Raw genomic sequence first — 22,073 nt, forward strand, 5'->3', positions numbered from 1 at the left:
ATAGGTATCTGGAAAAATATAGATAAAAGAAGATAGGTGTATAACACGTGAGAATGGAGAAAAGTAAGTTTATAAAAATAGCTACTTCAATAGGGGTGTCATCTTTTTTATTAACAGGTTGTGGTGATTATGAAGAAGAAACTGCTCAGCAAGAAAGTACAGCTGTTAAAACAGATGGTGCAAAACAAAGAAATGAACAAGAAACATTAAATTGTGATGATAAAGCCCCAACCAATGAAAATGTAGAGAAAGATGAGTTATGCAAGGAAAATAATCCGTCATTTTCATCTTATCATGAAAACTCTCATTTACCGATACTTCCATTTGTAGCAGGATATTTATTAGCGAGTAGAACTTCAAATATGAATTATACAGCAAAACCAAATTTAATGAAGAAACCGTATGCAAATAATGTTATTCCATATCGTGAAAAAGATGAGCGTAGAACAGGTGGCGGTAGTAGCGGTGGTTATACTGGTGGTTCTAACGGTAACAATAATACTTCCAATAAAGTAGATTTAAATAAACAGCAGCCAAATCCATCCAATAAAGTAACACCAGATACAAATACGCCAAAATCATCTACTACGCAAACACCGAAAGTAAACTCTGGTTCAAGTGGAATTGGAAACGCAAAAGCGCCAGCAGGATCCTAAAACGAAAGGGTAATGGAGTAATGTATACAGAACGAGAGCAAGAAGAGTATATGAAAGTATGGTTTTCACTTGCAGAAGAGGCTAGTAGGAATGGTTTCACTTGGCCTAGTCTGTTAGAGAATGAAGAATGGAATCAATATATGGCAACAGGGATGTATCGCATGCCAGCAAAAACTTATACTGCTATCTCAAAAGCGACAGAAGAAATCATGTATGTGTTATATAGAACGTATCAATATATTGTAAATACGACAGAAGATTTTCAAAAACTTGGATTCCCAGCTGAAGCGTGGGAAATGGCGAGAATGAAACATAATGGTTTATTTTCATATTTTACAAGGTTTGATTTTATCGTAAATGGTGACGATATAAAATTAATAGAAGTAAATTGTGATACGCCAACAGGCTATTTAGAACCGTCTGTCGCAAATGAAGTGTTATGCCGTTATCATGATGTAAATCACCCAAACCATATAGAAGAGCATATTGTGCAGGCATGGGAACAAATTAAACATGACTATCATATAGGCCCTGAAGAGACGATATATTTTACTAGTTATGATTGGCACGATGAAGATAGTCAAACGGTTCAGTTTTTAAGAACGTATTGCTTAAATCAGTCAACGGACTATGTAGGAATACAAGACATTGTCGTTGCGGAAGATGGTATATATACGCCGAGTGGAGAAAAAATAAAATATTTATATAGACTGTATCCAATAGAGTATTTAGTAACGGACGTTGATAAGAATGGAAAAAGGATTGGTTTACAATTTTTAGATCATATTGCGCAAGAAAGAGTGAAAATTATTAATCCGCCAGCCGCATTTGTTATGCAAAACAAAAGTGTACTCGCACTAATTTGGAAGCTTTATGAAGAAAGTGTTTTCTTTACAGAAGAAGAGCAAGACATTATTTATAAATACTTTCTACCAACATATTTTTCAAATAAGCGATTTCTAGAAAGACATGAATCATACGTTTCCAAACCTGTATTTGGTCGTGAAGGTGGCGGAGTATCTATATACGAAAATGATGAATTATTAGCTGAAGATAAAACAGAGTATTACTTTGAACAAAGGAAGATATACCAGCAATACATAGAAATGCCTGACTATACCATTGACACATGGGATGGTCCATATACTGGTAAACTATTAATTGGCTCTCACTGTATAAGCGGAAGAGCAGCAGGCTTATTTTTACGTGTAGGTGAGAAAATAACGGGAAACTTATCAATGTTTACTGGGGTTACAATTGAAGGATAAAGTAAACAAAGAGCTCATCATTTGTGATGAGCTCTTTCGTCTATGTATAAAACAGCTTTTTATGGTTGGATGTAAAATCTTCACTTTCTTTTTGTGTTTTAAATCTGAATATTATAATTTAAAAATTTTTTTGTGTAATAATATTACCATTTTTTATAGATATGAAAAATGATTAAGTTAAAAATTAAGAAAAATATGATAATATATTTATATAAAAGTTTAAATTTACGTAGCTAGTGGGGGAACCAATATGAAAATGAATGAAATAGTAGCAAGTACACAATTTCCAAATACAATCGAAACAATAACAAAAGATTTAAAAGCATTAGGAGTCGAAAAAGGAATGACAATTATCGTTCATTCATCACTAAGTTCTATCGGGTGGATATCTGGTGGTGCGGTTGCTGTAGTAGAAGCATTAATGAAAGTTGTTACGGAAGAAGGAACGATAATAATGCCAACGCAATCTTCGGATTTGTCCGATCCGAAACATTGGTCAAGACCACCTGTACCGGAAGACTGGTGGCAAATTATCCGAGATAACGTCCCAGCATTTGATTCACGTATAACCCCAACAAGGGGAATGGGTGAAATAGTTGAATGTTTTCGTACATATCCGAATGTAGTACGTAGTAATCATCCGTTAGGAAGTTTTGCTGCATGGGGAAAACATGCAGTAGAAATAACAATGAACCATTCGTTATCAATGAGCTTTGGAGAAGAATCTCCATTAAGAAAAATATATGATTTAGACGGGTACGTATTATTAATTGGTGTTGGATATGATTCCAATACGTCTGTTCATTTATCCGAGGTGCGTTCTGGTGCATGTGAGTTAATACAAGTAGGAGCACCTATTATAGAAAACGGTGAAAGAGTGTGGAAAGAGTTTTTTGAAATGGATTACGAATCTGAGAAGTTTGTAGAAATTGGTGTGGAGTTTGAGCGAAAAGGAACTGTAAAAAATGGGAAGATAGGGAATGCAATGTGTCGTCTAATGAAACAGCGTGATATAGTTGATTTTGGAACAGAATGGTTTCGTAAGAAAAATTAGTAAGGGATGGTTACAATGAAGGGGAAAAAGGTATTAATTACGAGCGGTGGTTGTCTAGAAAAATGGGATCAAGTACGCGGGCATACGAATATGGCCAAAGGTACAATCGGAAGGATAATTGCAGAAGAACTTCTAGCTAAAGGGGCACATGTTATATATTTACACGGTTATTTTGCGGAGAAACCGAGTGATGTACATAGAGGGTTAGAATTACATCTATTTGAAGGAATCGTTGATTTACAAGATAAAATGAAAAGTATCATATCACATGAAAAGATTGATGCAGTCATTATGGCAGCGGCTGGATCAGATTGGATTGTGGAGAAAATTTGTGATCAAGATGGTAATGTTCTTAATATGAACGGAAAAATTTCAAGTGATATAGCACCGATTATTCACTTTCAAAAGGCTCCAAAAGTATTAAAACAAATAAAAGAATGGGACCCAGAAACAGTACTTGTTGGTTTTAAACTTGAAAGTGATTTAAATGAAGAAGAACTGTTTGAAAGAGCAAAAAATAGAATGAAAGAAGCAAGGGCGAATGTAATGATTGCGAATTCACCACATTCTTTATATTCGCGCGGAGCTGTGCATTATGTAATTGGACAGGATGGTAAAGGGAAGTTGTGTAATGGGAAAGATGAAACAGCGAAAGAAATTGTCAAAAGCTTAGAGTTATTATGTAATCGTGTCACTGCTTTTTAAAATTAAGTTTTTAGATGAGAATGAATCCGCATAGTAATAAGTAAGCGAAACTTTAATTGGTGGGAATTTTACTTTTACACGAATGTGAAGCGTATACCAATCAAGAGCTATACACAGAATAATTGGTGAGGAGTGGATTCTATGGAACATTTATTAAAGCAAGCTATTAAACTTAGAAACGAAAAGAAATATGCGCAGTCTAAAGAGATGCTTATAGGATTAACAAACTTTACAAAGGATGCAGAAGTACTGTATCAGTGTGCGTGGATACATGATGTAATGGGGCTAGAAACAGAAGCAGTTCCGTATTATGAGCAGGCAATCGCAAATGGACTTGATGGCGAATCGCTTTGCGGTGCTTATATTGGTTTAGGAAGTACATATCGTTGTATAGGGGAATATGAAAAGGCAATTACAGTATTAGAAGCTGGGGTGAAAAAATTCCCAGAGAACGCTCCGATGAAAGTATTTTTATCATTAGCAAAATATAACGTAAACGATCACGAATCAGCGATGAAATTATTACTTGAAACTGTCGTGAAAGTAGAGGAAGTAAAAGAATTTGAACGTGCCATTTCATTTTATAAAGACCATTTAAATGAGGTTTTTAAATAAAGGAGTGAACGTATGGAGGTTACACTATCACGAAGGCGAAAAGGTGTTTGGATTGGACTCGTCTTTTTAATTATGCTACCAAACTATTTATTGTATGCCCTTCCAATTGTACCAGTTGCGCCGAAAGAAGTTGTGCTTGGGTCATTATTAGATTGCATGTTTGTCATTCCAATCATCACGTATTTCTTCATTATTCGAAAAAGATACTCGTTAACGTATATAGTTCCTGTTGTAATAGCTGGTTATATTTTTGCAAGATTTATTATTCCAAGTGACTATTTACAAGCTTTTTCATTCATCTCTTATATTATTGTTGCGGCTGAAATTGCATTTGTAGGTCTAGAATTATTCCTTCTCTATAAAATTGTTAGAGTGCTTCCTAAAATAATAAAAAAATATAAAGAATATAGAAGAGAAAATTATTCCTTTTCTTATGCAATTGATGCAGCGTTTGACGCTACTATGAAAAGAAGTAAGTTAGTAGATGTCATTCTAACAGAGTGTAAGTTAATCTATTATGCGTTTTTATCGTGGCGTGAAAAAGTACCAACAGGTAAATCTGTATACTCATATCATAAAAAGACTGGTGCTATAGGTGTGTATATCATGATTATTCATGCAACAATAATTGAAAGCATTGGTTTTCATTATTTACTACATCAGTGGAATCCAGTAATAGCATGGATTTTACTTATTTTAAATGTATACGCGATGATTTATTTTATAGCTGAAATACAAGCGATGCGCAAAAATCCCCTTGTCGTAACAGAAGAACAAGTAGTCATTCAAATCGGATTAGGAAAGAAAATTGTTATGCCATTTACACAAATTGATAATATTGCGTTCTACAAGGGTGAATTGCTAACGGCAAAAGAAAGGAAACAGGTATTGGATGCAACTGTTATGGAGTTCATAAAAGAACCTGCTACTTTTGAAATAACATTAAAAGAGCCAGTGAAAGCGCAGTTGTTATACGGCTTTTCTAAAACAGTAAGTCGTGTTTACTTAAATGTTGATGAAGAACGAAAATTTTATGATGCGGTTAAGGAAAAGTTAAAACATGAGTAATAGTGCTGTTAGTTACATAAAAACAAATGAGCTTCCGTTAGAAGTGAAAAAATATGAAACATGGATAGTGAAAAACTCTTTCTAAATAAGAAGGAGTTTTTATTATATACTTTTATAAATCATTATATAAAAAACTATGCACTTCTTTATCACTACATAAATGGATATAATTGAGGATAGAACTAGCATAAGGGGAAACAAAATAATGAATAAGTTACTTACATCGAAAATTGAAATTATAGAAAGAAAAATCCGGTATAACTCAACAATAGTAGATCACAATTGCTTATTACTTGAAAAGCAATCACAAAGTATCGTTTTATTTCACGAGGTGCAGTATTCATTTACAATGACTGCAAATGATACTAAGTTAACAATCCCAAAAGGAAGTTATACAATCGCATATTACTGGAAAGATCGTCCGTACAATTTATACGTATGGAGAGATATAAAAGGAAAGTATTTAGGTTCCTATTTTAATATTGTAAAAAACACACAAATAAAAGATGAAGTGGTTTCCTTTGAAGATTTAATCATCGATATTATGGTACTTCCAAATGGAGAATACTTCATATTGGATGAAGATGAATTACCAGAACCATTAGGGAATTTCGAAGGTGGTTACGTGAGGAAAGCTCTTTATGGATTAAAAGAAATCATTCAAAAAGAGCTGCCACCAATAGTTTTGGAGACAGCCAGGGTGCAGAGGAAATAAAATTTAATTACATAAATATTTTGAATGGGAATGAGTAGTCTCAAGTTATATGATCTAACTTTTTTAATAAATCTAAGGTTAGTAGCATATTTCTTGAAATTACTCTTTTTTTTGTAGAAATTTCGTCGCTTAGTTATTAAATCCCATCAAATGCATTTAGCGTGTGAGTTTTCTTATTGGTTACAGTGGATTAAAAATCAGAAAAAATAGTAAGTAAATGATATCGTTCAAATAAACAACAGTAAAAATATTCAAACGAATCATATGTATGTTTTGATAAAACCTAGTTGACTTATCGGAAATATTTGTATAATGTGTACTTAATTCCATAACGTATTGCTGATTGGAGAAACCAAAGGCATTTTATCTGTTGATAAAATGCCTTTGGTTTTTTTTATTGCACAAATACTGAATCTGTTCATTTATATGAATCATTTTAAGGAGGAGAAGAAATGACTGTTTCAATTGATGGGGTATCAAAATATTTTTTGAAACAAACTGGTACTGTTCAAGTATTAGAGAATATTAATTTTCAATTAGAGAAAGGGGATTTTGTTACAGTAATTGGTCCGAGTGGGTGCGGAAAAAGTACATTACTAAAAATTGTTGCCGGTCTAGATAATGATTTTGAAGGGGAAGTTGTTATTGACGGGGATCCTATCTTAAAACCGAGTAAGAAACAAGGTTTTATTTTTCAAGAACATAGGCTTTTTCCATGGTTAACAGTTGAAGAAAATATAGCGGCAGATTTGTCGTTAAAAGATAAGTATGTGAAAGATAAGGTGAGAGAATGGGTTGAAATCGTTCGGTTAGATGGCTTTGAAAAATCGTATCCGAAAGAGATTTCAGGCGGGATGTCACAACGTGTTGCGATAGCGAGAGCGTTATTAAGAGATCCGAATGTATTATTACTTGATGAACCTTTTGGAGCGCTGGATGCTTTTACTCGAAGTCATTTACAAGAAGTATTGCTAAATATTTGGGAGCAGAAGAAAACAACAATGATATTCGTTACACATGATATAGACGAAGCGATATATCTTTCAAACCGAATCATCATTATGAGTGCAAAACCAGGGAAAATACATAAAGTGATTGAAAATAATTTGCCTTATCCGCGAAATAAAACTTCTCAATCGTTCCAACAACTTCGAACGAAAGTATTACAGCAGTTTGAATATGGAGGGTTGATTCAAACAAGTATATAGGAAAAGGGTGATTTTATATGTATAAAAAATTTAAAATTCTTTCTTTTGCTTTAGCTATATCAGTATGTTTATTAGGATGTGAAAAAAGTACAGCAAGTAGTAAGAAAGAAGATGTAACAATACAAATTGGTATACAGCAAGGATTAAGCCCGCTATTACTAGCAAAGAAAAAGGGATGGTTTGAAGAGGAGTTTAAAAAAGAAGGAGTTAAAGTGAAATGGACAGAGTTCCAAAGTGGACCTCCTTATTTTGAAGCAATCGCATCAAACCGGTTAGACTTTGGTGAAGTAGGGAATTCTCCAGTCATTTCAGCGCAAGCAGCAGGTATTGGATTTACCGAAATCGCCAATACAAGTTATGCGAGAAAAGGAACTGGAATTCTCGTTCAAAAAGATAGTAAGATTGCGAGTGTAAAAGATTTAAAAGGTAAAAAAATTGCAGTAGCAAAAGGAAGTAGTGCCTTTAATTTATTATATCGAGCACTTGATAAAGAAGGTATTGATGCAAAAGATGTAAATGTCATTCAATTACAACCAGATGAAGCGCAGCCTGCATTCGAATCAGGATCAGTAGATGCATGGGCGATTTGGGACCCTTTCATATCATTACATACGTTAAATAAAGGTGCGAAGGTGATTGCAGACGGTGAAACATTAAATGTCTCTTCACCAGAATTTTTAATTACGAGGACAAAATTTGCGAAAGAACATCCAGAATTAGTTGAGAAATTCCTCAAAGTTTATGAGAAAGCACGTGTATGGCAAGATGCTAACTTAGATGAAGCAATAAAAGTATACACTTCTGTAAAAAAGATAGATGCAGAGATTGTAAAAGAAGTGTTTAATCACGACAAACCAATTTTAGTTCCGGTAACTAAGGAAATAATAGCAGAACAACAAAAGACTGCGGATTTTCAATATAAGCTCGGTTCTATAAAGAAAGAAATTAAGACGGAAAAAGTTGTAGATAATTCTTTCGTAGAAAAAGCATTGAAAGCGAAGTGAAAAGAGGTTTTGTAAAGTGGAAAATACGAAAGCTGTTATGAAACCAGCGAGTATAACGATTAAGAAAAATGGCATAAAGAAGGTACGAAAGTTAAATGTAAAAGTTTTAGTAAGGGCGATTACTATACCGGTTATTATATTAATAATTTGGCAGTTGGCTGGCGTATTCGGTCTTGTTTCTAAAACAGTTTTACCAACACCATTAGATATTTTTCTAGCTTTCCAAGAGCTTATTAAAACAGGAGAGTTATTCGGCCATTTAAGTATTAGTGTATTCAGGGCTGCGGCTGGTTTCTTTATTGGTGGGGGCTTAGGAATCATTTTAGGAACGATTGTTGGATTTTCAACGAGAAGTGAGCAATATTTAGACCCATCTGTGCAAATGTTAAGAACTGTACCTCATTTAGCTGTTGCGCCGCTTTTCGTATTATGGTTCGGTTTTGGTGAAACATCAAAAGTGTTATTAATTGCAGATGGTGCATTTTTTCCTTTATACGTAAACGCATTTTTAGGTATTAGAGGTGTGGATTCAAAGTTATTTGATGTTGCGAGAGTGTTAGAGTTTAGTAAAAGAAAATTAATCACGAAACTAATTTTACCAGCTGCATTGCCTAACCTTTTACTAGGAGCAAGGTTATCGTTAGGTGTTGCGTGGGTGAGTTTAGTAGTAGCAGAACTTATGGGGTCTACAGAAGGTATTGGCTATATGATTATGGATGCAAGGCAATTTTCAAATACAGATATCGTATTTGTCGGCATAATTATATTTGCATTTGTTGGGAAGTTTTCTGACTCTCTAGTACGTTTACTAGAAGTGAAGTTTTTAAGATGGCGAGATAACTTTAAAGGTGAGACAGGGAATTAACATATAAATTATTAGGGGTAATTTTATATAGAATGTGTTAGTATACGATTCAAAATAAATAAGGGGTGTGTAAAGGTATGGAATTATTATGGTTTATTCCGGCTTATGGAGATGGTCGATATTTAGGAACGACAAAACGAGGAAGAGTAGCTGAATATGGTTATTATAAGCAAGTTGCTGCGGCAGCTGATTATTTAGGATATACGGGTGTTTTACTTCCAACTGGTCAAGGATGTGAAGACCCTTGGGTGTTAGCTTCAGCTCTTGCTGCTGAAACAGAAAAACTAAAATTTTTAGTAGCAGTGAGACCAGGACTAATGTCCCCTACAGTTGCAGCGAGGATGGCATCTACATTTGATAGAATTTCACATGGGAGGCTGCTTATTAATGTAGTAGCTGGAGGAGATCCAGTTGAACTACAAGGAGATGGATTATATCTTGATCATGATGAAAGATATGAAGCAGCGGATGAATTTTTAAAAGTTTGGAAATCGACATTGCAAGGTGAAACGATCTCTTTAGAAGGAAAACATATTAAAGTTACAGATAGTAAAGTTGTATTCCCACCAGTTCAAACGCCATATCCTCCTATATATTTCGGAGGATCGTCAGCTGCTGGAAAAGAAGTAGCAGCTGAACATAGTGATGTATATTTAACGTGGGGAGAGCCGCCAGAGCAAGTGAAAGAGAAAATAGAAGAAGTAAGAAAACTTGCAGAAGAGAAGGGGCGTACAGTGCGATTTGGCATTAGATTACACGTAATTGTAAGAGAAACAGAAGAAGAAGCATGGGAAGAGGCAGAACGTTTAATTCAATATGTGGATAATGAAACAATTGAGCTTGCTCAAAAGACATTTGCAAGATATGATTCGGTTGGTCAAAAACGGATGACCCATTTAAATAAAGGTACGAGAGAGTCGTTAGAGATAAGCCCTAATTTATGGGCTGGAATCGGACTTGTAAGAGGTGGGGCAGGTACTGCACTTGTAGGCGATCCGCATACAGTAGAAGAAAGGATAAAAGAATATGAATCGTTAGGAATTGATACGTTTGTTTTATCAGGATATCCGCATTTAGAAGAAGCGTATGAAGTGGCAGAATTGTTATTCCCATTATTGAAAGACGAGAAGAAAGAAGAAAATAAAATTGTTGGTGAAATGATTGCTGATGCATATGCATTAAAAAAATAGTGAGAAATAAAGTTTCACTTATTTATTGCTTCATTTTGTTTACTGCCTGTTAACACGAGATAAAAAACCCGCAAGTTATTCGCTTGCGGGTTTTCATCGTAAATTATTAGAAAATATGGTAAAATTAAAGGGTAACTTAAGGTGCGGTTGGTTGTTCAATTATCACTTCTCCGAGTAGGAGGGGGGTGATAATACGTGAGTGAAATAGCGTTGCTACTGCAGGGTGGACTGTTTCTCGTTGCATTGTTAACGTTCGTCGTCGTTTTAATAGACAAGCTCAAAAAATAACAACCCACCTATGCCTATAGAATGTGGGTTGTTTTGTTTGTAAGAAACAAATAGGATAAATGAACAATCCAATCTGCTAAGTTACGTGGACTAGTGTGTAGCCGCACACTAGTCTTTTTTATTTATATACAATTTATAATTGGTTTATGTGATTGTATTGTTCTTTTCATACTCATTATAACACAGTGTCTTTTCATCAAGAAAGGAGACCGTATGTTCTGGTCTCTGTTATATAGTAGGTGCTTTTTCTTTAAACAGCCCATCCATATACTGTTTTAAACTTTGGACATAAAATTTCTGTGTATTCACATTATTTACACCGACAATGGGTGATGGAAGGTCAAATCTTTTTTCTGATAAATGAACGACAACATCAAAAATGTCAAACAAACGAATGAAGCAAAACAGACCGTCTTTATCGCTAAGTAAAATAAAGTAATGATTTTCACTACTTGTATTTAGCGTATTCCATAAAGAACTTTTGCTTAAATCACGTACAATGCTTTTTTCTTTTAGTTCCACGAAATCTGCATTTGAGAGAATGGTAGAGATATCAATCGCATCTTGATCTTCAAAGTAGCCATCAACTGTTTGTACAGCGAATGTATAAGCCATTTTTAATATACTCATTTTATATTTACGGTTATCCAATAGCAATTCACGTTGAATAGAACTGGCTACTTTCGTTACACGTTCCTCTTTCCAAATTTCATTATGTAAGGAAATATCGTGCTTTTTACATAGTTTCATAATTAATGCATTAGAATAAAGAATTTCGTCGCTTACTTCGACAACATCAGTCTCAGCAGCCGCAAGTTCCTCACCGTGCTCATTCGTATAGAGTGGGGAATCAATTTGTCTTTTCATTTGTTCAATCTTAAATTGACTCAATTTATGCCTAATTAAAGGACGATCAATATTTGTTGTCATTTGTTCATGACAAGTATCACAAATTGAGTTTGTGAAATAATATCCACATAATATTTCTGGAATGACATATTGTTCACTAAGTTCTTTCGTATCTTTTCTGCAAATGATGCATTGTGTCATTTTTATCACCTTTACCTGCAAATTTGTATGTAATCTCATTGTAGTGTATTTATTGGTATTTTGGAATATTGTAAAGGAAAATATTATGTGAAATTCATACTTATTTTGGTACAATGAAGAGAAGTGCTAGTTTAAAGGAGGCCATTTTTTTGAAATCAAAAGTGCACTTTTGGACATTAGAAGTGCTAATGGTTGTAGGAATCATATTTATTTGCACAAAAATATCATTTTTATTTCAACCGATTGGTATCTTCATATCAACATTATTTTTCCCAATCTTAATCGCGCTTTTTTTATACTTCATATTTAATCCTGTATTAATCTTTTTGGAGAATAAAAAAGTACCTAGAAATTTAGCGATATTGCTGTTATATCTTTTTATCATAACATTAACTGCGGTTGGCGTTGGAGTAGTTGTTCCTACGATTTCACAACAGCTAATGGACTTAGTAAAAAATATGCCAGGCTACATAAAAGAGGGAAAAGTATACATACAAGAATTATCACATCATAGGTTGTTTGAATGGTTATCTACACAAAACTACGTTTCCATTGAAACAATTGAAAAAAATGCGATTGAATACTTAAAAGATATACCAAATACAATTACGTCGAGTGCAACGGCTTTATTTGGTATTATCACGAACGTTGCATTAGTTGTATTTACTGTACCGTTCATTTTATTTTACATGTTTAAAGATGGACATGCCTTTCCAGGAAAAGCGGTAAGTTTATTACCAGAGTCTTACCGTGAAGAGGGGCTTCGTATCATTAAGGAAACGAACGAAACATTATCTGCATATATTCAAGGGCAAGCGCTCGTTTGTATATTTGTAGGTGCGTTTACTTTTATCGGTTATTTAATTATCGATTTACCGTACGCTTTCGTTTTAGGAATTATTGCAGCATTTACAAACATCATTCCTAACTTAGGTCCATTTATCGGAGCAGCACCAGCTGTTATTGTAGGACTGTTCGTATCTCCGATGCAAGCCTTATACGTAATTATTATCGTAACAATTGTACAACAGTTTGAAAGTAATATTATTTCACCACGTATTATGAGCTCGAAATTAAACATCCACCCATTAACAATTATTATCCTAATTTTAGGGGTAGGTAACTTTGCTGGAATCATCGGAATGATTTTAGCAGTACCAGTTTATGCAGTAACAAAAACAGTTGTTTCGAACTTAGTGAGATTGTTTAAGACGAAGAGAAGTAATCGGAAATAGTAAAACCTGAGAAAGATACACCTCTTTTTAAGTGGTGTATCTTTGTTTATAAAAAATAATTAAAAGCGGGTTGATTTGATTTTATTATATATTTTTTATACATCAAATTCAGTGATGAACTTGTGTGATATAAGCTCTATAAAACTATGTGGAATCCCTCTGAACTATCCAAATCATTTCCTTACAGCGTGCTATCATCATCATAATCGACTCCTTTCAATTCTATATAGTTAAACGATTAAAGGTGAGTGTAGTACTTGCTTCTACGATCTCGAATTTCATCAATAACTTGTTTATATTGTCTTTCTTGTTTTAATTCATTTTGAGATATTGTTTCTTTTTGAATCGTAATCGTTAAAAAGAATAGGTGAAACTTCATATGTGAATTCCTCCTTTCGAATTGGAATTACAGATGACTACAGTAATGACTTTGTCTTTCTTTTACAGAATCCATAGCCTGATTAATTTGTCGTTCATGAAGCATTTCAGACTCAGAAAATTTATTTTTTTGAATGGTAATGGTTAAAAAGAATACTTTAAATTTCATAAAATAATTGCCCCTTTATAAGTGATTTAGAAAAAACGAGTGTAATAAGAAATTACAGGTGACTACAGTAATGACTTTGTCTTTCTTTTACAGAATCCATAGCCTGATTAATTTGTCGCTCATGAAGCATTTCAGACTCGGAAAATTTATTTTTTTGAATGGTAATGGTTAAAAAGAATACTTTAAATTTCATAGGATAATTACCCCTTTATAAGTGGTTTAGAAAAGACGAGTGTAATAAGAAGATTGAAGCTCTTTTACTTCGTCCATAATGTTTTGAATGTGTTGTTCACGTAAAATCTCTTTCTGTGAGAGCTTACGTTTTTGAATAGTGATTGTTAAAAAGAATGCTTTAAATTTCATGAATATATTACCCCTTTAAAATATATTTTTAATACATTTGAGTGTAGTATGAACTTTTAATGTCAGTTATTTTATCAGTCAGTTGTTTTAACTGTTGTTTACGATTGATTTCATTTTCAGATAAATTATTTTTTTGAAGTACAGTCGTAAAAAAGAAAATATGAAAAGTCATAAATGAATTCCTCCTTTCGAAAAGGAATTACAGGTGATCACAGTAAAGTGCTTGGCGCTCCTTAACATCATTCATAGCTTTTTCAATTTGCTCATTATGAAGAATTTCATCTTTGGAAATTATATTTCTTTGAATCGTAATACTTAAAAACAATACGCTAATAGTCATTGAATGTTGCTCCTTTCTTAGAAAAATAATGTAAGAGACTAAAAAATCGCGCAAAAAAACCACAGGAAGATACAGTTCTCCTATGGCTGGGCGTGAAAAAGCCACAGGAAAGTATACGGCCTCCTGTGGCGAATTTATGAATTAAATGAAATAAAGTACGATTTTCAATTCTCCATTAGGGTGGTCGAATTCATATTTAATTGTCCAGAAAACACAGGTGCAGTTAACGCTAAAGTTAATGCATGTAATTGTAATTTCATCATTTCCTTCGACCTCCTTTTAGAATTTTTTTCTTACGTTAATAAGTATATACAATTAATGGATAATTGTAAACATAAAAAATGAAAATTTTTAATTTTGATTAAAATGCGTATATTTAAAAGGGATTTGAAAGTAAATATTGTAATTAACGAAATATCGATAAAAATGGGGGATGCTAAATGAAATATATGCATCATAACATGATCGTTATGCTAACAATTTTTTTATTCATTGCGGCTTGTTCTAATGGAGAAAGAATAAAAGATATATATGATATTAGGTCAGATGATTTTAAGAAATATACTGGGACATACGTTGGTAATAATTCAGATGTGGTTGCAATTGTTAATCATTTACCCGGTGGTGGAACAGTTCAAAGTATAAGTTTAGAAAAGTTTGGCGGGAAAATAATAATCATGCTATATGAAAACTTCTCATTTGAGAAGTTTTTTTATTTTTATAGGTAAGCAAAACAAGTTGTTGAAGGGCAGGCTGTCATAGAATATGATACATATTATAATGAGGAAAAGTTGAGGGGAAAAAAATGCGTACAATTTTACTTTTTCTAAACAACATGTCCATCGATAAAATAGAGAACATTAGACATAAACATGATCCTTTATTTGGATTAATTCCACCGCATATAACAATCGTATTCCCGTTTAAGAGTAATATTTCAAATGATGAATTAAAATCTCATATTTTTAATGTATCAAAAGGGGGAGGCAAAATTGAAATTGAGTTTGCAAATCGTATCACTAGCGTAGGAAACTATTTGTTTTTAGAAGTTGATAGAGGAAGAAAACAAATAGAAGAACTACATGATAGGCTGTATACAGGACCTTTATTACAATTTTTGAAAGAAGACATTCCGTACATCCCGCATGTAACAGTCGGAAGAAAAGAAAGTGCCAAATTAGCTGCTGAAGTAGTGAAGGAGATTCCTAGTTTTCATGGGAAGTTAAATTGTGTGATTGATAGAATAAGCGTGGAGCGAATTGAAGAGAACGGGGAATGAATTATTGAATTTGAAGTGCCATTTTTAAAAAGCTGACAAAAGTCAGCTTTTTATTTCGTAGCATGAAGTAATGCACCAATTGCACCGCTATTACCACCATCTTGTAAAAAGATTGGTGTTTTATTTTGATATTCGGTGTAGCTACTTATAATATGTTGAAGTTGTACGTTATTACATAAAGTCGAACCAATATAAATAATATGTTTAATGTTTTTTGTTTCAGCGAATTGAAGGCTTAATGCAGTAACGACTTCACCGACAAGTCCTTGTATAGTAGCAAGTATGTCTGAGCTATTATATTTCGATTCTGAAATAGCGGCTTTACCAAAATTGCTAGCAGTTAAGCTATTATCAATAGGTGAGAGAATACCACCATAAATATCTCCAACCGTAATATCTAGTTCTTTTCTAGATCCTACTTTTGTTAGAGGAATTACATCTTCAAAACGATCTATATTTGTTAACAATTTTGAAAGTCCCATAATAGTCCCACCGCCAACTCCGGTTCCACCAGCGCGAATATATTGTTCATTATAAACATAATGGATAGAAGTACCTGTACCGATATTGGTTAAAATAAAATTGTTTATAGTGTGTTTTTCTTCTTTTAATATGTATTGGACACCTGCAAGAGTAGATTCAAATTCGTTTAGCTCTATTATTTTATATGAACCTGTAAGCAGATGCTGTAATAGTTTCGATTTACCACCCGTAATACATATTTGTTTTATGCCATTGTTGTTTTTAATCCAATCTATTATTTTATGTTGTTCATGTGAATAAAATTTTTCAAAAGTTAATAGCTTTTTTTCGTTAAAATAAGCTATTTTCGTTAATGTGCCTCCAGCATCGATACCGATAGTACGTTCCATTTTCCTGCTCCTAACTACGTAATATGTTTTCCTATTTACTTAATTGGTTGAGAATAGATATTTCCAACTGATATAAGGAACACTTTAATCTGCTTGATATATTAATAGTTTTTCTATAGTTACAATAGGCTGGTCGTTTACAGTTGCAATACCTTTACCAAGAATAAAACCTCGGCGATTGCGCGTTAGCTCATAATGTAAATCAAGTTTATCACCGGGATATGCTTTTCCGTGGAATTCAACTCCATCTAAAGAGGAGAGAAATCCTAGTCCTTCAGAATCACTTGTATGTACAAATGCACTAAGCTGGGCAAGTGATTCTACAATTAACATATGAGGCATATGTTTTTGACTATCATTTATAAACCATTCGTTATTTGTAATGAGTTTATATCCTGTAACGGATTCACCTTGTTTTACATTTGTTACTTTATCAATCATTAAAAATGGATAACGATGGGGAAGCGTGTCTTTAATATGCATATGAAAGTACCTCCAATTAATAATACCCCTGCTAAAGTTAAGCAGGGGAGTGGGAACTAATTTTTAACTAATTCATCTACTTTTTCAAGGACGAAAATGCCGCTATTTCTAATATTTTCAACAACTTGTTGCAACACTTCTTTATCTTGAACGAGTGCAATACGTACGAAGCCTTCTCCATGAGGTCCAAATGCATGACCAGGTGTAACAACGACATTCGCACGATCCATTAATGCATAAGCGAAGTCTAGAGAAGTCCATCCTTGTGGAATTTCAGCCCAGACAAACATACTACCAGCTGGCTTATCGACATTCCAGCCAAATGTTCGGAATCCATCGACTAAAGTATCTCTCCGTTCTTGATAAATATCGCGGTTTTTCTCACAAAATGCAGCGCCATTTCTTAGTGCTACAGATGCCGCTTTTTGAATTGGTAAAAATACACCGTAATCGGTATTAGATTTAAATTGAGTAAGTGCACGAACAATTTCTTCGTTTCCAATCATATATCCAATACGGCTACCTGCTAAACTATAACTTTTTGACAAAGAATTGATTTCTACACCAACTTCTTTAGCACCAGGTACAGAGAGAAAGCTAATTGGCTTATTACCATCGAAATAAAATTCAGCATAAGCAAAATCATGGACAACGATAATATTATGCTTTTTCGCGAATGCGATTACTTCTTTAAAGAAATCTTCATGAGCCATTGCTGGAACGGGATTCCCTGGGAAGTTTAAAATCATCATCTTCGCTTGATCGGCAATTTCTTCAGGGATGACTTCTAAGTCTGGTAAGAAATCATTCTCTTTCTTTAAAGGCATGTAGTAAGATGTTGCACCAGCCATTTGAATACCTGTTTCATAAGCTGTATATCCTGGATCAGGAACTAATATAATATCACCTGGATTTGCATAAACCATAGGTAAATGAACGAGCCCGTCTTGTGAACCCATTAATAATAAAACTTCTTTATCCGCATTTAATAAAACGTTATGAGTGTTGTTGTAATATTCAGTTACAGCTTCGTGAAATTCTTGAATACCTGATAATGTATACCCATAGCTCTCTTTTTCACTCGCTGTATGTACCATTGTTTCTCTTACAAAATCAGCGGGCGGCATATCAGGATTTCCGATGCTCAAATCAATCATGTTATGACCTGCTGCAATTTTTTCTTTTTTATAGGCTCCTAATTCACTAAATATAGAAGATTGGAATGCTTTCATTCTAGTTGCTAACGTGTAAGTCATCAAAACCCCTCCTAAAAACAGTGCTTTCATTCTGCGTTTTTAATTATTCTGAAAACACATGTTTACATTTTATCATTTTTTTATGAAAATTAAAACGATTGACAAATTTAGAGGGAGGATTAGCCTATTTTGAAAAGTAACGATGTAAATAGCGTAGATGTGTTAATTGAAATGTCTATTATAGGATTCATTTTATATAACTTAAGATATTTTCTAGTTTTTATTAAGTATATTTCTCATGTTTTGAATAAAAAAGAATACGAAAACAAGGGCTATTTTTGCGGACGATTTCTAAAGTGAAATAACGCAGAAAATATTTTCTGCGTCTCCTCTGAAATGTAATCATTTCTTTTTATATGTGCATAATTTTTCGGCTGTCAAAAAGTATACATTTAATGTACCGTCGGCAACTTTTAAAGTTTGGTCCGATGTAAATGAATTACCATAATCAATGTGATATACATTAGAATTTTTGACAAATGAGCCTTTATATAAATCGTCTTTATTCTTTGTTGTTTGCATTTCTACTAAATTTTGCACAATTTCCTCTTTATTTTCTTTTTTGACAACTGTTTCAAATTTATAATATACAGGGCATTCACCTTTTTTATTGTCAACGACTTCCCAAGAACCGTATATATCGTTATTGCTGCATCCACTAAGTAGGATGATTAGTATAGGAATTGTAAGTAGAACCTTTTTCATTTTGTGCTCCTTTCTTTTAAATTTGAATAAACGTGCGAATACGATAGGGATATTATAATAAATAAAGTTTAAATTTTTTTAAAGAATTATTTAATTTCATATAAAAATTTAGGAGAAATTAAATAAGCATGAATCTAGTGTAAAGTCAGATTCATGCTAGTACTATAGCCTATGTTATGTCTTTTTTGAGGATAAATAAAGAGGAAAGCAGAATCACTATTCCATTTAATATATATACGCTTGCGGTCATAAAGGCTAACGTACCTGCGCCAAATCCTGCTTTATCGAATATAGAAGCAAATGTTGCGATAGTCAAAAAGATAATGGGAGTCAGTAGTAAAAATATGAAACCTGCCACGATTCTTTTTTTAAAACTATGTCCAGATAAGGAAATGGCTAAAAAGTTTAGGATGCTAAACAGAGCAATTGCAAAGAGCAGGACAATAAATACTTCGATGCCATCAGACATTTTACCACTCCTTTTATAAAGAGTACTTTTTATAATCTATTCGAAATAAAAGGGGGATACTCCTTTAGGTAATTTCAATAAACGTAATAAATAGGCGTATTATAAAACAAAGAAGTATGGATTCAATATTAGACCCATACTTCTTTGTTTATTTTATAAATTTGCAGATTGCGAATGCTGTTTTTCATAATGTTTCTGCTTAGAAAGGGAAATAGAAATAATCAATAATGAAACGACTCCAAAGATGAGAACCATATATTGTAACCCAATTGTATCTAAGAAGAAGCCTGTGCCAAGTAAGACGATTTGGAACATAACCCTCTCAAACATATTACGGAATGAGAAGAGGCGACCGTGATAACTTTTTTCCACTTTCGTTTGGAAAATCGTCGACATAATAGGGAAGAAGCAGCCAACACTAAACCCAAACAAACCAAATGATGTAAGAGCCATCCATTTTATATCGCTAAAGAACAATGACAGATGTGCAAAAGCAGTACAAACTGCGAAGAAATATAGTAATTTTTCAGGTTTGAAATGATCAGATAGACGTTTAATTACGAAGGCACCTAACATAAATGCGACACCTTCAATTGTATATATGAACCCTTTAATCGTAGGATCATGTTGCATTTCGCTAATGTTAATAACCATTAAATTAAACCCAGCTATAAATAATAGAGGGATGATACTTAATATAAGTGCTGTAAAAGCAATAGGAATTCCTTTTAAAATACGAAATACTTCCATAAAGCTATTATCTTTTGCAGCTTGTTTACTTGGTGTTGTTGATTTCTTGTCTTCGAATTGTAGGAAGAAAGTCGAGAGGAATAATAAGGCGTATGCTGCCATTGAGAAGGCATACATGTACTGTAAACTCATCACAACTAAAAGAATTCCACCTAGTGAAGTGCCTGCAATACGAGCAATTGTACCAACATTCATATGTACACCGTTCATTTGTAATAACTCATGCTCACGTACGATGAGTGGAATTACAGATTGTAATGCAGGGAAATAAAATGCTGCTGAAATTTGAAGAGCAACCATAAATGCGATCATAAATGCGATACTTTCAAATTGAATAGCAAAAAACATGAAAATAACACTTAAAACTCGACCAAACCCAGCGTAAAGAAGAACTTTTTTCTTTTCATACTGATCGATGACACGGCCAGCCATAGGTCCAACTAGAACACCGGCTAATAGTCCGATAAATAATATAACTGATTTCATGAAATCAGAAGGGACATATTTTTGCATAAATTCAAGGTTGCCAAGAATACCAAGCCATAATCCTAGACCTGCAATAAACTCCCCAATTAGAACAATCCAAACGTTTTTATTACGCCACATAACATAAAACCTCTCCGTCTTTTAAAAATGAAAAACTCGTATATAAAACCTCCTTATTTATGCATTATTTTCATACGAACTTTTTTAGAGTCAGAGTCTATATTACGTGTTTCATAATTGGATTTCAATCTTTTTGATTTGTCAAAAATTTGATGTGTTAATTGATGAAATAAGTGAATCAAAACGTAAAAAATTTATGATTAAAGCTAATAGAAAGTAAGGATACATATAAAAAAGCAAGAACGTATAACTACGCCTCGCTTTTCTCAAGTACAAAATTAAATATTAGATTCACTTAGCAACATTTACGCTCTTGTCCAATAGCTAAAGCGCTAAAAGATAATGGGCCAACAACTTCTGCGCTTGCACCACTAGTAAGGTTTTCAACAGTTAATGAATATTCGTGTGTTCCACTGCTAACGTTTTGATCTATAGCTTGAAATGTTTGTACGTAGAATTGTTCAGAATCTGTAGATTCAATACCTACTTGTGCATTAAAAATTTCAATGTTATCACGGAAAATTCGGAATAAAACTTGTGAAGTCTCAGTTATACCTTCTACACCAATTGTAGCGATTAATTCTACTCGATTATTTCGTGAATCTCTACTTGAAATTCTCAATTTTAAATTTGCTAAAATTGCTTTATTTGGAGAAGCTGGGATTGCAAAAGTTGTTTCACCAGTTTTACTTATAGGCTGAGTAGCTTGGTAATCAATGATATGAGTCATATTCTTCACCTCCTCATATACTAGAATATGAAAATAGTGAAGAATTAGCTTGGACAAATACTGGATTATTTAATAGAGTCAACAATAATTATTGAAAAGAAGAAATTCACATAAAAGCATTAAGAATATATCACAATAAGATGATATTTTTCTTAATGCTTTTTGTAATTAAGCAGAATATTCTTCTTTACGTACTTCAAAAAATTCATTACGTCGCAAGTAATTATAAATTTTCTCTGAAACCTCTTCTTCTTCAGACACTAAGAAACGATGATCAAAAGCGTAGAAAGATTGACCTTTAATTAATTTTACGTAATACATATTAAACGCCTCCTGACACTAGATTATTACTTACTTCATATTATGATGGCCTATATGTCTGCTAAAAATACTTGGAGTTTCAAAGGGGATAAGTAAAGGAATGAAAGAGCTTACAATTCTGTAAGGTTTATGTCACCTTTTTCGATAGTTTATATTTACCAGTTTCTTCTATAATGCAAATAGGTTACATAAAATAAGGGGGTAAAAAGATGGATGAAATAATTGGAGAAGTTGTAGCTGGTATTTGTGAATTTGTAGTGGAAGTAACAGCGGATGCTATAGGAAATTTAGTTTCTGGAAATGATGAGGAAAAAGAAACATTATAATAATTTGTAAAAGAATAAAGTTGATCAAATTATAAAGGCTGATTTCTAAAGGGAAATCAGCTTTTTTATTTTTTACATTATATTAACTTAATTTGAATATTCATT

At 33.1% G+C, this 22,073-nt stretch carries 29 protein-coding genes and 1 pseudogene; 15 read left to right on the forward strand and 15 right to left on the reverse strand.

All coding sequences use genetic code 11. The annotated features are described in order from the left end of the window. Positions 1-47 precede the first annotated feature (47 nt). From ACTFR8_RS00155 to ACTFR8_RS00210, 12 genes are all read left to right on the forward strand, one after another. Positions 48-656 carry a hypothetical protein gene (locus ACTFR8_RS00155; RefSeq protein ID WP_001242222.1) on the forward strand — a complete coding sequence of 203 codons (609 nt, stop codon included), beginning with the start codon at positions 48-50 and terminating at the stop codon, positions 654-656. A gap of 20 nt (positions 657-676) precedes the next feature. Continuing rightward, the gene (locus ACTFR8_RS00160; protein ID WP_000287883.1) at positions 677-1,924 is read left to right on the forward strand and encodes a glutathionylspermidine synthase family protein; all 1,248 of its coding nucleotides are present in this window, start codon (positions 677-679) and stop codon (positions 1,922-1,924) included. Between the two features lie 250 nt (positions 1,925-2,174). After that, entirely contained in the window at positions 2,175-2,978 is an 804-nt protein-coding gene (locus ACTFR8_RS00165) for an aminoglycoside N(3)-acetyltransferase (RefSeq protein WP_000783343.1), read from the forward strand. Positions 2,979-2,993: 15 nt separating this feature from the next. Next, complete coding sequence (locus tag ACTFR8_RS00170; protein WP_000676722.1) at positions 2,994-3,683, forward strand: phosphopantothenoylcysteine decarboxylase domain-containing protein; 690 nt, start codon at positions 2,994-2,996, stop codon at positions 3,681-3,683. Positions 3,684-3,824: 141 nt separating this feature from the next. Then, positions 3,825-4,298, forward strand: a complete 474-nt coding sequence (locus tag ACTFR8_RS00175) for a tetratricopeptide repeat protein (protein ID WP_000400636.1) — start codon at positions 3,825-3,827, stop codon at positions 4,296-4,298. A 12-nt stretch (positions 4,299-4,310) separates the two neighbouring features. Then, positions 4,311-5,366 (forward strand): hypothetical protein, encoded by a 1,056-nt coding sequence (locus ACTFR8_RS00180; RefSeq protein ID WP_000454145.1) that lies wholly within the window; start codon positions 4,311-4,313, stop codon positions 5,364-5,366. 205 nt (positions 5,367-5,571) lie between these two features. Beyond that, on the forward strand, positions 5,572-6,081 hold the full coding sequence (locus tag ACTFR8_RS00185; protein WP_001037878.1) for a DUF402 domain-containing protein: 510 nt from the start codon (positions 5,572-5,574) through the stop codon (positions 6,079-6,081). Positions 6,082-6,533: 452 nt separating this feature from the next. Continuing rightward, the gene (locus ACTFR8_RS00190) at positions 6,534-7,289 is read left to right on the forward strand and encodes an ABC transporter ATP-binding protein (protein WP_002005342.1); all 756 of its coding nucleotides are present in this window, start codon (positions 6,534-6,536) and stop codon (positions 7,287-7,289) included. A 17-nt stretch (positions 7,290-7,306) separates the two neighbouring features. Further along, on the forward strand, positions 7,307-8,293 hold the full coding sequence (locus ACTFR8_RS00195; protein ID WP_000276906.1) for an aliphatic sulfonate ABC transporter substrate-binding protein: 987 nt from the start codon (positions 7,307-7,309) through the stop codon (positions 8,291-8,293). A gap of 16 nt (positions 8,294-8,309) precedes the next feature. After that, a complete protein-coding gene (locus ACTFR8_RS00200; protein WP_000432134.1) occupies positions 8,310-9,158 on the forward strand; it encodes an ABC transporter permease in 849 nt (282 codons plus the stop codon). 77 nt (positions 9,159-9,235) lie between these two features. Then, a complete protein-coding gene (ssuD, locus tag ACTFR8_RS00205) occupies positions 9,236-10,348 on the forward strand; it encodes an FMNH2-dependent alkanesulfonate monooxygenase (RefSeq protein WP_440026825.1) in 1,113 nt (370 codons plus the stop codon). A 195-nt stretch (positions 10,349-10,543) separates the two neighbouring features. Further along, positions 10,544-10,636 (forward strand): putative holin-like toxin, encoded by a 93-nt coding sequence (locus tag ACTFR8_RS00210; protein ID WP_001289320.1) that lies wholly within the window; start codon positions 10,544-10,546, stop codon positions 10,634-10,636. Positions 10,637-10,864: 228 nt separating this feature from the next. Here ACTFR8_RS00210 and ACTFR8_RS00215 read toward each other — a convergent pair whose 3' ends face one another. Continuing rightward, positions 10,865-11,686: an HNH endonuclease gene (locus tag ACTFR8_RS00215; RefSeq protein ID WP_000189710.1), complete on the reverse strand. Its 822-nt coding sequence runs from the start codon at positions 11,684-11,686 to the stop codon at positions 10,865-10,867. A 149-nt stretch (positions 11,687-11,835) separates the two neighbouring features. Here ACTFR8_RS00215 and ACTFR8_RS00220 point away from each other — a divergent pair, with 149 nt between their 5' ends. After that, a complete protein-coding gene (locus ACTFR8_RS00220) occupies positions 11,836-12,921 on the forward strand; it encodes an AI-2E family transporter (protein ID WP_000837892.1) in 1,086 nt (361 codons plus the stop codon). Between the two features lie 238 nt (positions 12,922-13,159). On the opposite strand, the gene ACTFR8_RS00225 is transcribed toward ACTFR8_RS00220, so the two are convergent. The 6 genes from ACTFR8_RS00225 to ACTFR8_RS00250 are packed head-to-tail and all read right to left on the reverse strand — an operon-like array spanning position 13,160 to position 14,171. Then, positions 13,160-13,300: a YrzI family small protein gene (locus ACTFR8_RS00225; RefSeq protein WP_000668497.1), complete on the reverse strand. Its 141-nt coding sequence runs from the start codon at positions 13,298-13,300 to the stop codon at positions 13,160-13,162. Positions 13,301-13,327: 27 nt separating this feature from the next. Further along, a complete protein-coding gene (locus ACTFR8_RS00230) occupies positions 13,328-13,468 on the reverse strand; it encodes a YrzI family small protein (RefSeq protein ID WP_000669805.1) in 141 nt (46 codons plus the stop codon). A gap of 52 nt (positions 13,469-13,520) precedes the next feature. Further along, the gene (locus ACTFR8_RS00235; RefSeq protein WP_000669805.1) at positions 13,521-13,661 is read right to left on the reverse strand and encodes a YrzI family small protein; all 141 of its coding nucleotides are present in this window, start codon (positions 13,659-13,661) and stop codon (positions 13,521-13,523) included. 26 nt (positions 13,662-13,687) lie between these two features. Next, positions 13,688-13,831, reverse strand: a complete 144-nt coding sequence (locus ACTFR8_RS00240; RefSeq protein WP_000668961.1) for a YrzI family small protein — start codon at positions 13,829-13,831, stop codon at positions 13,688-13,690. Between the two features lie 28 nt (positions 13,832-13,859). Next, complete coding sequence (locus ACTFR8_RS00245; protein WP_000142715.1) at positions 13,860-14,003, reverse strand: YrzI family small protein; 144 nt, start codon at positions 14,001-14,003, stop codon at positions 13,860-13,862. A gap of 27 nt (positions 14,004-14,030) precedes the next feature. Then, a complete protein-coding gene (locus ACTFR8_RS00250; RefSeq protein WP_000156176.1) occupies positions 14,031-14,171 on the reverse strand; it encodes a YrzI family small protein in 141 nt (46 codons plus the stop codon). A gap of 440 nt (positions 14,172-14,611) precedes the next feature. Here ACTFR8_RS00250 and ACTFR8_RS00255 point away from each other — a divergent pair. Beyond that, positions 14,612-14,842 (forward strand): annotated as a pseudogene (locus tag ACTFR8_RS00255) (DUF4825 domain-containing protein); the annotation flags it as partial. Positions 14,843-14,976: 134 nt separating this feature from the next. Further along, positions 14,977-15,450, forward strand: a complete 474-nt coding sequence (locus ACTFR8_RS00260) for a 2'-5' RNA ligase family protein (protein ID WP_252209586.1) — start codon at positions 14,977-14,979, stop codon at positions 15,448-15,450. Positions 15,451-15,500: 50 nt separating this feature from the next. Here the strand turns inward: ACTFR8_RS00260 and coaW are convergent, their stop codons facing one another. The 8 genes from coaW to ACTFR8_RS00300 all read right to left on the reverse strand — a co-directional run bounded on the left by coaW (position 15,501) and on the right by ACTFR8_RS00300 (position 21,642). After that, positions 15,501-16,322 carry a type II pantothenate kinase gene (gene coaW / locus ACTFR8_RS00265; protein ID WP_119781649.1) on the reverse strand — a complete coding sequence of 274 codons (822 nt, stop codon included), beginning with the start codon at positions 16,320-16,322 and terminating at the stop codon, positions 15,501-15,503. An 84-nt stretch (positions 16,323-16,406) separates the two neighbouring features. Beyond that, entirely contained in the window at positions 16,407-16,805 is a 399-nt protein-coding gene (locus ACTFR8_RS00270; RefSeq protein ID WP_000547659.1) for a 3-hydroxyacyl-ACP dehydratase FabZ family protein, read from the reverse strand. A 56-nt stretch (positions 16,806-16,861) separates the two neighbouring features. Continuing rightward, on the reverse strand, positions 16,862-18,061 hold the full coding sequence (locus ACTFR8_RS00275; RefSeq protein WP_000222700.1) for an LL-diaminopimelate aminotransferase: 1,200 nt from the start codon (positions 18,059-18,061) through the stop codon (positions 16,862-16,864). Between the two features lie 342 nt (positions 18,062-18,403). Then, complete coding sequence (locus ACTFR8_RS00280) at positions 18,404-18,766, reverse strand: hypothetical protein (RefSeq protein WP_000757017.1); 363 nt, start codon at positions 18,764-18,766, stop codon at positions 18,404-18,406. Between the two features lie 169 nt (positions 18,767-18,935). Then, positions 18,936-19,235 carry a hypothetical protein gene (locus ACTFR8_RS00285; protein ID WP_001279464.1) on the reverse strand — a complete coding sequence of 100 codons (300 nt, stop codon included), beginning with the start codon at positions 19,233-19,235 and terminating at the stop codon, positions 18,936-18,938. Positions 19,236-19,388: 153 nt separating this feature from the next. After that, the gene (locus tag ACTFR8_RS00290) at positions 19,389-20,591 is read right to left on the reverse strand and encodes an MFS transporter (RefSeq protein WP_000269261.1); all 1,203 of its coding nucleotides are present in this window, start codon (positions 20,589-20,591) and stop codon (positions 19,389-19,391) included. Positions 20,592-20,886: 295 nt separating this feature from the next. Then, positions 20,887-21,321, reverse strand: coding sequence for an exosporium protein ExsC (gene exsC, locus ACTFR8_RS00295; RefSeq protein ID WP_000148797.1), 435 nt, complete (start codon positions 21,319-21,321; stop codon positions 20,887-20,889). A 168-nt stretch (positions 21,322-21,489) separates the two neighbouring features. Then, entirely contained in the window at positions 21,490-21,642 is a 153-nt protein-coding gene (locus ACTFR8_RS00300; RefSeq protein WP_000291905.1) for a YqbF domain-containing protein, read from the reverse strand. Positions 21,643-22,073 lie beyond the last annotated feature (431 nt).

Origin of the sequence: Bacillus cereus group sp. MYBK15-3 (assembly GCF_051916765.1) — a bacterium.
Lineage (GTDB): Bacteria > Bacillota > Bacilli > Bacillales > Bacillaceae_G > Bacillus_A > Bacillus_A cereus.